Annotated in this window: 8 protein-coding genes; 3 read left to right on the plus strand and 5 right to left on the minus strand. The window is 65.1% G+C overall.

Annotation, left to right across the window (positions count from 1 at the left end; all coding sequences use genetic code 11):
- Window positions 1–59: 59 nt before the first annotated feature.
- The 3 genes from ACZ6YI_RS04800 to ACZ6YI_RS04810 all read left to right on the plus strand — a co-directional run bounded on the left by ACZ6YI_RS04800 (window position 60) and on the right by ACZ6YI_RS04810 (window position 7,678).
- On the plus strand, window positions 60–3,275 hold the full coding sequence (locus ACZ6YI_RS04800) for a TonB-dependent receptor (RefSeq protein WP_465777647.1): 3,216 nt from the start codon (window positions 60–62) through the stop codon (window positions 3,273–3,275).
- A gap of 82 nt (window positions 3,276–3,357) precedes the next feature.
- Complete coding sequence (locus tag ACZ6YI_RS04805; protein WP_465777648.1) at window positions 3,358–5,724, plus strand: GH92 family glycosyl hydrolase; 2,367 nt, start codon at window positions 3,358–3,360, stop codon at window positions 5,722–5,724.
- Between the two features lie 85 nt (window positions 5,725–5,809).
- Window positions 5,810–7,678, plus strand: coding sequence for a glycoside hydrolase family 2 protein (locus ACZ6YI_RS04810; protein ID WP_465777649.1), 1,869 nt, complete (start codon window positions 5,810–5,812; stop codon window positions 7,676–7,678).
- Between the two features lie 26 nt (window positions 7,679–7,704).
- Here the strand turns inward: ACZ6YI_RS04810 and ACZ6YI_RS04815 are convergent, their stop codons facing one another.
- The 5 genes from ACZ6YI_RS04815 to ACZ6YI_RS04835 all read right to left on the minus strand — a co-directional run bounded on the left by ACZ6YI_RS04815 (window position 7,705) and on the right by ACZ6YI_RS04835 (window position 11,653).
- Complete coding sequence (locus ACZ6YI_RS04815) at window positions 7,705–9,501, minus strand: GGDEF domain-containing protein (protein WP_465777650.1); 1,797 nt, start codon at window positions 9,499–9,501, stop codon at window positions 7,705–7,707.
- A 28-nt stretch (window positions 9,502–9,529) separates the two neighbouring features.
- Window positions 9,530–9,847 (minus strand): hypothetical protein, encoded by a 318-nt coding sequence (locus ACZ6YI_RS04820; RefSeq protein WP_465777651.1) that lies wholly within the window; start codon window positions 9,845–9,847, stop codon window positions 9,530–9,532.
- 87 nt (window positions 9,848–9,934) lie between these two features.
- Window positions 9,935–10,780, minus strand: a complete 846-nt coding sequence (locus ACZ6YI_RS04825; RefSeq protein WP_465777652.1) for an SAM-dependent methyltransferase — start codon at window positions 10,778–10,780, stop codon at window positions 9,935–9,937.
- Between the two features lie 86 nt (window positions 10,781–10,866).
- Entirely contained in the window at window positions 10,867–11,436 is a 570-nt protein-coding gene (locus ACZ6YI_RS04830; protein ID WP_465777653.1) for a DUF488 domain-containing protein, read from the minus strand.
- Window positions 11,437–11,440: 4 nt separating this feature from the next.
- A complete protein-coding gene (locus ACZ6YI_RS04835) occupies window positions 11,441–11,653 on the minus strand; it encodes a hypervirulence associated TUDOR domain-containing protein (RefSeq protein ID WP_440330095.1) in 213 nt (70 codons plus the stop codon).
- Window positions 11,654–11,715: the final 62 nt, after the last annotated feature.

Below are 11,715 nucleotides of genomic sequence, written 5' to 3' on the forward strand. Positions count from 1 at the left end.
AACGGGGGATCACCGCGCTTGACCCGCAAGGGCTCTTTTCATTGAGGGATGAAAAAAAAATGTCTTATAAGCCGCAACTCTTTAAGCGCAAGCCGCTGTGTGCAGCGCTCGCCACAGCCACGTTCTCACTCGCCATGATCGTGCCCGCCGCCGCGTTCGCGCAGACCGCCGCGCCCGCGACCACGCAGGCACAGACCGACGCCACGCAGCAGCAAACCGACGCCACGCAGCAGCAGACCAACGCCGCCAAGACGAAGAAGGACGGCAAGCAGGCCCGTGCAAACGAAGGCCAGAGCCCGACCAACCTCGATACCGTGGTTGTCACGAGCTACGCCCAGTCGATCGAGCAGAACGTGATCGACAAGCGCGAGGCCAACTCGATTGTTGAAGTGATCAATGCGCAGAATATTGCGCAGTTCCCGGCCAAGAACATCGCCGACGCGCTTGCGCACGTACCGGGCGTGGTCATCAGCCGCGAATCGGGCGAAGGCAAGACCGTCAGCATCCGCGGCCTTGCGCCCGAACTGACCTACACCCAGTTGAACGGCAACTACGTCGCCTCGGCCGATACCTCGGCCGGCCTGACCCGCTCGTTCAACTACACGCTGTTCCCGGCGAACATGTTCTCGGATATCAAGCTCTACAAGAGCCTCGAGGCACGCCTGGATGAAGGCGGTATCGGCGGTAACGTCGACCTGCGCACGCGTCGTCCGCTCGAAATGGCAGCGAACGAAGGCTTCGTGACGGGTACCGGCGCCATGTCCGATACCAGCGGCAAGACCGAACCGCAGGGCTCGGCCCTGTACTCGTGGAAGAACAAGGACGAGACGTTCGGCTTCCTCGTCGCCGGCTCGTACCAGAAGCGCCAGGCAACCACGTACGAAGCGGATGCGACCAGCTGGCACTGGTGGTCGGACAACTGCCGCGACCACGAGACCTGCACGCAGGCACCGGTGGATATCCACGGCAACCCGTACGACTCGGCCGTCAACAACAACATCGACCTGTGGGGCAACGGCGTCGTCGACCAGGCCGGCAATGTCTCGAACGGTTTCTGGATGCCGCAGCAGTTCGCCACGAGCCGCAACGACCTGAGCCTGAAGACCAAGGGCGCCCAGGCCACGATGCAGTTCAAGCCGAGCGACCACTTCCTGCTGACCGGTAACTACTTCCGCTTCGAGCGCCAGCAGACCCAGATCACCAATACGCTCGAGATCCCCGAGTGGGGCCTGCCGAACAACAGCAACTACGCCGACCAGAATGGCCGCCTGCTTGCCCCGAACGGCCTGACCTTCGACCCGTCGCACACCATCGTCACCGGCGCGAACTATCAGCTCCCGGCCGCCGGCGTCGGTTGTAACTCCGCGACCAACCCCGTCACCGGCGCAGCCCGCCAGGCGGTGGACGTCTGCAACACCGAAATCCCCTGGCTCAACGGCAACTACTCCGTCGAGAAGGCCACCTCGCAGACCCTTAACCTGGAAGGCGAGTGGGACAACGGCGGTTCGCTCAGCGGTTCGTTCAACTTCGGCCGCACCTGGGCCAAGGGCGGCCCGTCGATCGAACTGGGCATGGCCGCCAAGCCGCGTAACTTCGTGAACGGCCAGTGGGTGAACGGCAGCAACGGTGCCTCGTGGACCACGTCCGGCAGCGATGTGAGCAGCAAGCCGGGCATCAGCGCCGAGCAGGACGTGCTGAACAACATGCTCAACGGTGCCGGCCAGGTCGACCTGGGCTCCACCGGTTCGAACATGGTCAACACGACCAACTCGCAGAACTTCGCCCAGGCCGACTTCACCTGGTCGCTGGATTCCAGTTGGCTGCAGTCGATCCAGTTCGGTGGCAAGTACAGCGACGCCAACGCCGAACAACAGAGCAACGAGGTGCGCTGGTACTGCAAGGGCACCCAGCTGCAATTCCAGACCTGCGATCCAAACGCGGGCCAGCTGCCGGCCGGCTTCCTGCAGTCGGAATACCTCAACGGGGTGAACCACGCCTATGGCGATGACATCTTCCCGGCGATCAACTTCCCGGCGTACTACAACTACCTGAACCAGACGTACGACCGCACGCTGTACAACAAGCCGCAGAACAAGTCGTCCATCGGTGAAAAGATCGCTGCTGCCTACGTGCAGGCGAACTTCGATACGGGCAGCGTCCGCGGTAACGTCGGCGTGCGCTTCGTCACCACGAAGCAGGACCTCACGGTCGCCAACCAGGTCACCACCAACAACGCCGTGTACTACCACGACCCGGCGGGCAACATCCTCATCTGCCCGGCCTCGGGCGTGAATGCGGGTGGCGGTGCGTGCGCCCCGGGTGACTTCCAGTACCTGCCGCGCGAAGTGTCGGTCATCGAGGACTTCACCAACTCGTCGACCAAGAAGCGTTACAACAAGTTCCTGCCGAGCTTCAACGTCGCCTGGACGTTCGCCGAAGACTTCGTCCTCCGTGCCGCCGGCTCGCAGGCGATGGCTCGCGCGAACTACACCGACCTTGCCCAGCTGGGCCAGCTGACCAACAACACCCAGGAGTACTACAACGACCGCAAGCAGTTCGGCGCACCGCTGCCGGGCTGGTACGGTTCGGGTGCCAACGCCGACCTGAAGCCGTTCACGGCCACCCAGTTCGACCTGGCCGGCGAGTGGTACTACGCGACCAAGGGCGTCGTCGGCATCGACTTCTTCAAGAAGAAGGTGAAGAACTTCGTCGTCCCGGTCACCGTCAACAACATCAACGTTGACGTGGGCGGCACCGCGACGAACTTCCTGCAGTACAGCACCAATGCCAACGGCCGCTCCGGTACGTCGAAGGGCGTGGAAATCTACGCGCAGCACAGCTTCGAGTCGGGCTTCGGCGCCATCGTCAACTACACGCTCAACAAGACGAACGAAACCGCGGTCTCGCTGGGTGATACCCAGGTCGGCAACGCCGAGCTGATCGGTAGCGCGAAGTACGCCGCCAACGTCTCGCTGTTCTATGAAAAGCACGGCCTGCTGCTCCGCGCCAGCGACAACTGGACCGGCCGCACCATGACCGGCCTGGCCTCGGGCCTGCCGGTGTATGCGCAGCCGTACCACCAGATCGACCTGAACGGCGACTATGAGTTCAACAAGCACTTCATGGTCACGGCGTCGGTCATCAACTTCAACAAGGCGACGCCGCACACCTACCTGGGTGGCGACACGCGCGCACGTCTGGTCCAGCTGCTCTACCCGGGCCGCCAGTACTACGTGGGCGTGACGTACAAGTTCGGTGGTGAAAGCGACAAGTAAGAAAATGGACGGGGCCGGGCACATCGCCCGGCCCCGTCTTCGTTTGAACGGATGAATCCCCGCTCCGTCGAAGGAAACCCTTATGACCATGCTCCTGGCACGCCAGCCCCGTCGTGCCCTTGTCCTCGCGCTCGCGACGCTCACCCTCGGCACTGCCTTCGCCGGCCCGGCGAAAGACGCAAAGCCCAACTCTTCTTCCATGTCATCGGTCGATCTCGCCAACCCCCTCGTGGGCACCGCGCCGCTCGATGACCAGGCACTCCTCGGCAACGCCCCGCCTCCTGGCGAGCCGACCTACACTGGCATGACGACGCCCGGCGCCAGCCTGCCGCAGAGCGCGACCGAAGCCGCGCCCGTCAACATCAACGCCGACCTCGGCTTCGCCACCGGCGTACCGGTCGCGTACGACTACCGCCGCCCGACCATGCTCGGCTTCAGTGGCGGCGGCTCGACCTATGGCGCGCGCGGCGCGCCCATCGTCATGCCGGTGGTCGGCGACTGGACCGTTCCGCCGGATTACGCCATGTCGTATTACGACAAGGCCAGCGAAAAGGCCTCGCCCGGCTACTACGCCGTGGACCTCGCCACGTTCCACACGCGCGCCGAACTGACGGCGACGCAGTGGACCAGCCTGATGCGTTTCACCTTCCCCGATAGCCACCGCTCCAACGTGGTCATCAACCTGCGCAAGGCCGGCGGCGATATCGAAGTGGTCGATGACCACACGGTGCGCGGCTCGGCCACGGCAGGCCGCCGTGACCGCGACACGGATGGCCCGTTCTTCATCGCTGAATTCTCCCGCCCGTTCACGCGGTTCGGCACGTTCCACGCTGAGATCAACGAGAAGGGCGAAGGCCTCGGCCGCGAGGATGTCCAGGCCGGCCGCCGCAAGATCTCCGGTGACTACGCCGGCGCCTACCTCGGCTTCGATACGAAGAAGGGTGACCAGGTGGTGGTGCGCATCGCCCATGGCCACAGCGCGGCGGAAGCCGAGCAGCGGCTGAAGGCACAGGATAGAGATGCCGATTTCGACCGCGTGCACGAGAAGGCGCGCGCGAAGTGGGCCGAGCTGTTCGATCGCGTGCAGGTGACCGGCGGTACGCCGAAGCAGCGCATGCTGTTCTACTCCACCCTGTACCACTCGTTCGCCAGCCCGCGCATGATCGCCCGCAAGGGTGAGCACTACACGGACACGCAAGGCAACGACAAGATCGCCGATTACGACCAGTACGGCCCGGTGCCTTACTGGGATACCGGCCGCAACCAGATCGCCCTGCTCATGCTGATGCAGCCGACCGTGGTGCAGGACATCATGCGCTCCGAGCTGGACCGCGCCCGCGAACGCGGCTACATGAACACCTCGTTCCACGGTGACCATGCCGTGTTCCTCTACGACGGTGCATGGCAGCGCGGCATCGATTTCGATTACAACGCCGCCTACGAATACCTGCGCAAGAACGCCACGGATCCGAAGGGTCCGCGCGGCTACCTCGCCGAGTACGACAAGCAGGGCTGGATCTCGGACATCATCCCGGATGGCAACCCGAGCCCGCCGTACGCCGGTGGCAAGGCCGGCGTCGCTACCACCCTCGAATACGCATGGGATGACCACGCGCTGGCCGACTTCGCCCGCCGCCTCGGCAAGGCCGATGACGCCGCCATGTTCGAGAAGCGCGCCGCCAACTATCGTAACGTGTTCGATCCCTCGGTCGGCTTCATGCGCGGCCGCACGGCGGATGGCAAGTGGATCTCGCCGTTCGATCCGGGTGAGCCGTACTACAACTTCATGATGAAGGAAGGTTCTGGCTGGTCCACCCTGTGGCTGGTACCGCACGACGTGCAGGGTCTCATGGACCTGCTCGGTGGCCGCGACAAGTTCAACGCCAAGCTCGATGCGTTCTTCTCCACGCCGTACACCGCGAAGGGCATCTGCCGCGACTGCACGGGCCTCATCGGCCAGTACGTGCAGGGCAACCAGCCTGACCAGCAGGCGGCCTACCTGTACGCATGGAGCGGCCAGCCCTGGAAGACCCAGGCGCTGACCCGCCGGATCCTGGCCGAGCTGTACGGCAGCGATGCCACGGGCTATGGCTACCCGGGCATGGACGACCAGGGTTCCACCTCGTCGTGGTACGTGCTGAGCGCCATGGGCTTCTACCCGGTGGATCCATCCACGCCGGATTACATCATCGGCAGCCCGATCTTCGACCACGTGCGCCTGCGCCTTGGCAACGGCAAGCTGTTCGAGATCGTCGCGAAGAACAACTCCGCGAAGAACATGTACATCCAGTCGGCCACGCTCAACGGCAAGCCCTGGACGAAGCCCTGGTTCAGCCATGCGGACATCGTCAACGGTGCCACGCTGGTGCTGACCATGGGCCCCGAACCCAGCAAGACCTGGGGCACCGCACCGCAGGACGCCCCGCCCTCCATGTCGCACGCCCCCTGAAGCCGCGCCCCACCCCTAAGCGCGCCCCCTGTGGGTGCGCGCTTGCGCGCGATACACGCCGCGACACCGTCACAAAGGACCGTAAATGAAGTTGCACCACAACCTGCCCCGCACCCGCCCCTACCTGGCCATCGCCCTCGCCATCGCCCTGGCCTCCCCGGCCATGGCCGCCTCGGCCGCGGACGGCGTATGGAACGGCAAGACCGCCCCGCTCGCGACGCCCTGGACCGGCGACGTTTCGCCAACCCACGCCCTGCCGGAATACCCGCGTCCGCAGCTCGCACGCCCTTCGCTCGACAAGCCGACATGGCTCAGCCTCAACGGCCTGTGGGAATACGCCGCGACGGAGAATGCCGCCGCGCCGCATTTCGGCGAGGCGCTCAAGGAAAAGGTGCTCGTGCCTTACCCGATCGAGTCGGTGCTCTCCGGGGTGCAGAAGCATTCCGATCACATGCTCTACCGCCGCACCGTGGAGATCCCCGCGGACTTCACGGCCAACGGCCAGCACGTCCGCCTGAACTTCGGCGCCGTGGCGCAGGAGGCCACCGTGTACGTGAACGGTAAGCAGGTAGCGAAGCATACGGACGGCTATACCTCGTTCAGCGCCGACATCACCGCGGCGCTGCGCCCGAATGGCCCGCAGGAAATCGTTGTCGCCGTGCATGCACCCGTCGATGGCGAGAACGTCATGGTCGGCAAGCAGCGGTTGAAGCCCGAAGGGATCTTCTACACGCCGGCCTCGGGCATCTGGCAGTCGGTGTGGCTCGAGCCCGTGCCCGCGGCGAGCCTCGGCCAGTTGACCTTTACCTCGGACACCACGCTGGACGGCTTCACGGCCAACGCGAAGGTCGATGGAAACTCCGCCGGTGCCACGCTGCACATCACCGCCTACGAGGGCGACAAGGCCGTGGGTGAAGCGACCGGGCCGGCTGGCAAGCCGCTGCACGTCGCCATCAAGGACCCGCACCTGTGGAGCCCCACCGATCCGTTCCTGTACACGTTCAAGGCCACCCTGGCCCAGGGCGGCAAGAACGATGAGGTCACCAGTTACGCCGGCCTCCGCACCATCGGCATCAAGAACGTGGGCGGCAAGAACCGCATCGTGCTCAACGGGAAGCCGACCTTCCTGCTGGCCACGCTGGACCAGGGCTACTGGCCGGATGGCATCCATACCGCCCCGACCGACGAAGCGCTGAAGTTCGATATCCAGAAGACGAAGGACTTCGGCTTCAACACGATCCGCAAGCACATCAAGGTCGAACCGGCGCGCTGGTACTACTGGGCCGACCGCATCGGCCTGATGGTATGGCAAGACATGCCGGCCATGCCGAACGGCCACAACGACAAGCTCAGCGATGCCGACAAGGCGCGCTTCAAGAAGGACGTCACGGCCATCGTCACCCAGCTCAAGGGCGAGACCTCGATCATCGGCTGGATCCCGTTCAACGAAGGCTGGGGCCAGTGGAGCATCCCCGCCGCAGGCGAACTGGCGACGCAGATCAAGAAGCTCGATCCCACCCGCCTGGTCAACGCACGCAGCGGCTACAACTGCTGCGATACGAAGGGCGATGTGCACGCCGGCGACATCATCGATGTACACGACTACCAGGGCCCGGGCCTGCCGGCGCCGGATGCGAAGCGCGCATCGATGGATGGCGAGCATGGCGGCCTGACGCTGGGCGTCGCGGGCCACATGTGGCCGAACACGGCGATCAATCCGTATGGCGACGTAAAGGACGCCGCCGCGCTGAACGCCGGTTACGTCGCGAATACGGCCGTGCTGCGCGACAAGGGCCCGGCCGTCGGCATGTCCGGCAGCGTCTACACCCAGATCACCGACGTGGAAGGCGAGCACAACGGCCTGTACACGTATGACCGCAAGGTCGAGAAGGTGGACGAAGCGAAGGTGAAGGCGATCAACGAGGCAACGATCCGGGCCTTCGAAGGGCCCTGATGCGTCGGCATGGGCACGAACCCGCGTCAGGCACGGCGCGGGTTCGTGCCCATCGCCGGATAGGCCGGGGTCACGGGGGTACGGCCATCCATGACCACCCGATCGCGCCCCTCGTGCTTGGCGACATAGAGCGCCGCGTCCGCGGCGCGGCACATGCGCTGCAGGTCGTATCCCGCCGTATCCACGCATGCGACACCGATGCTGGCGGTCACCGATACGACGGCCCCCTCCACTACGAGGGGCGATGCCGAGAGCGCGGTGCGCAGGCGCTCCGCGACCACGCCACCCTGCAGTCGCGGCGCGTCCAGCAACAGCATCGCGAACTCTTCGCCGCCTAGCCGGCCAAGCAGGTCATCCTTGCGCAACACGCCCTTGCAGATCGCCACGCAATGCCTGAGTACGGCATCGCCAACGGCGTGACCGTGCGTGTCATTGACCTGCTTGAAATGGTCGAGGTCGAGGAACACAAGACACGCGTCGCCCGCGCGCCTTTCAAGGCCCTTGAGAGCCAGGTCGGACTCCGCCATGAACGTCTGGTGGTTATATACGGCGGTCAGGCTGTCGCGGGACGAAAGCCACTTGAAGCGGAGCTGCGAGCGCTTGATGCGGACCGTCCAGAACAGGATGGAAAGGAGAACGAGGGCCAGCATGGCGATGTAAAGCCGGCTCGTTTCGACGGCATTGGCGTCGAGGGCCTGCTGCAGCCGAAGGATCCGGTTTTCCTTGCTCAGGCCTTCGCTTTCGAGCTTTTCCGCGCGGAAGTGCTGGCTCGCGGCCTCGTAAGCCGCGTTGCGGACGTTGGCATCACGCAGGTATCCCTGGTCCTGGACAACATAGTCCTCGTAGTATTCGAGTGCCCTGGCCGTGTTCCCCTGCGCCTTCTCAATACCGTAGAGCACGCGATACGCAATACGCAGCGCCTCGTTGATATCGCCGGGATGATTCAGCGATACCGTTTCGTTCGCCGCCTTGCGTGCCTCGTCGACGTTGCCGAGCAGCTCGTAGATCTGTGCCCGCTGGCTGGCAAGGTCGATGAGATGCGGAAAATACCCGCTCGCCTCGATGGCAGGCGCGATGGCCTGGAGGGCGGCCAGCGCCTGCCCGCCCTTGCGGTCGGCGATAAGCCGATCCACCCGGATCAATGCCGCCGTGTTGGCAAAGATCGGCTGCCTGTCCGCCGTGCAGGCGTCGATGGTCGTCTGCAATTCCGGGCTGTCCGCCGTGAGCTGCCGCGCACCTTCCAGTGCCGTGACCTTCTGCACCAGCGCCTGGCAAGGCGACCGCCCCACCGGCGTGGCCTCGATCATCATGTTCGCGTACTTGAGGCCCATCGCCGGCTCCCCCGCGAACGTCAGCATCTGTGCCAGGTTGGCCAGGAGCGAGAATTTCGCCTCGGGGTCGGAAACCGTCTCCAGTGTCTCGGCGGCCTGCGGGGCCATCGCATAGGCCTCGGCGTACTTGCCCCGGCTGGTCAGGTTGTTCATCAGCATCGCGGTCGCGCGCACGCCCAGCGCGTCGTCGTCCGATTCCGACATGACCGCGCGGAAGGCGGCTTCGGCTTCCGGGTAGCGACCCTCGTAATTGGCTTCCCAACCATCGAGGTAGCGCAGGTACCGCTTTTCGCCGGCATCCAGATCCGCCACATCGGTATGGAGTGCTGCGAGAAGCTCGGTAAAGCGCGCGTGATCCTTCGTGCGGATGGCGTCAACCTGCGCCATCCTCCCCTGCCCTGGGGGCGGCAGCGGGACGGAGGCGGCATGTGCCGCCAGCGCCACGCCCAGCACCAGGCCCGCGAAGGCAATCCGGTACCGAAAGCGTGACATGCCGCCTGGAACGATGCCCACCATGGCCTCAGGGCGAGGGTGCGTCCAGGTCGTCGTCGGAGGCGGTTCCGTCCTCGTCGCCCTCGTCGTCGTGATCCGGGTGGTGCGCGGGGTCGTGGTCGTCACCGTCGCCTTCATGGCCGCCGGTCTGGCTCATGTGCTCACCGTGCAGCTTCACGAGGCCCAGTTCCGCGGTCAGCGCCGCGTCGTTGCCCGTGGCCGCCAGTTCGCGCACGCCAGGCGATGCTCCGGCCGCGTCAAGCGCACTCGCGAGTGCCTCGGGCGAGGCATGCCGCAGGCTCGCATCGCGGCCGATGGCTTCCAGTAGTTCAACGGTATCGTGCACGTCATTCCCCCGTGTGTGGCGTTCATGCTGCGCGCGAACGGGCCTGCATGCTGCGTTAGCGGCGGGCCGTCCGGATTCTTTAGGTCGTCATGCGGGCACGACTGGCTCCGCGCCGGTGCCGTAGATCGCGTCGAGCGCATCCAGGCGCGCGCGCATCGCCAGGTTTGGCCGCAGTGCATGCACGGGCGGGAGCACCAGCGTTTCCTGGCCGATGAACTCAGCCGACGGGAAGTCCCGCAATACCATGCGCTGGATATGCGGGCCCTGGATGGGGAGCACCGGCGCCCGATAAACCACGATCGGGTGGTCGGCGGGATAGTCCTCGAGCAAACGCTCCACGAGCAGCTCGCGATACGCATCCGGCGTGCGGAAACGGCCCAGCGAACGATCGCCCACGACGCCGAGTTGCCAGAGGATCACATGGCTCGTGGTGTCCAGCCGCCTTTCGAAGAACAGCGGCTGGCTCGCCTCCAGGTGCTGGCAGCCAAAGCGGCCCGGATCGATACCAAGGTCCGCATAGAGGCAATCCTCCGCCGAGATGCCAGGTTCCATGAAGGCGCGAAAGCCTTCCTCGCGCGCCAGTTCGACCACCCGGTGCGGCGACCACGCAAAGATGCCGGGGTGCCCATAGAACACCGCGCATACCCGTTTCCCCGCACGCACCTCGGCCATCATCACGTCGACCCATTCTCGATAGGTCTTCATCCGCGACTTGCCAGGCCGGTAGTAAGGCTGCAACGTGATGACCGCGGGATTCAGACGCTGCAGCCAGAGCTCCGCGACATGATCGGAGAGCGCGGCAAACACCACGTCCGCGGTCTCGATGTGGTTCCGCGCGAGCGGCGTCAGGTGAGAGCCCAGGGTGATGCCCATCCCCACGCAGGCGATGCTCCCAGCGCGCCCGGCAGCGGCGCGTTCAACTGTCTCGGTCATGGCGAATGGCACGCAGGATGAGGAAGCGGTGCCTCATCATGCGACAGGACACACGTTTTCGGTAGGGAACCGGGTAATCATGCCGGTTATGCGCCAACCTGGGCCTGGGGAGCCTTGTCGGGGTCCCTTGGGTAGGTCACGGTACGGTCGTCATCCACCCGCGCCCCCTCATTGAGCCGGGCCGGTTCCAGGTGCCCGGCCTCGAAGATGTGAATGACCTCCCGCCCGGCCGCCAAGGCGTAGTCCGTGATGATGCGCCGGTGGCAGCGCCACCACAGCACCTCGGCGCACATCATGGCCGCGCGGCGTTCCGCGCTCGTTCGCAAGAGTTCGCGGAACGGCGCCTGGAAACCTTCGGTCAGCGCGTAGTCCGCGTAGTTGTGGAAGCCGGCGACCTTCCAGTAGCCGTTCACCGCGGGATCCACCGTTGTCGATTTCGGCCTGCGCCCGGCCAGGCCGGGGAGGTGGAGATAGCCGATACCCGCCCGGGCCAGCGCGTCGGGCAGCACATCGAAGTTGAACTGGGGGTTCGTCCGCGAACGCGGGAAGGCCCGCACGTCCACCAGGCACTCGATGTTGGAGTCGGTGAGTGCGGCGATGAACGCGCCCAGCTCGCGATTCGAATGGCCTATCGAGTAGAGCGGAAGCGCTGCCACGCAATCAACGCACGTGCTTCATCGCCGTGCCCTTGTGGGCGGCGATATGGTCGGTCTTGTCGCTCTGCACCTCGTACTGGGGCTCCTCGGCCGTCGCACGACGGGTGTGGCCCATGAATTCGAAATCGCGCGTGTGGACCTTGATGATCCGCCCGGTGACGTAGCCCACTTCGGAATTCCAGCGCACGTGGTCGCCTATCTTGAACGGGGAAGTCATGGTCGTGGCCCTCCGGTGATCGAAGGCAAACGATGCCACGCATCGGGGAAAAACCGGGTGAA

It is taken from the genome of Luteibacter sp. NPDC104163 (genome assembly GCF_055584245.1).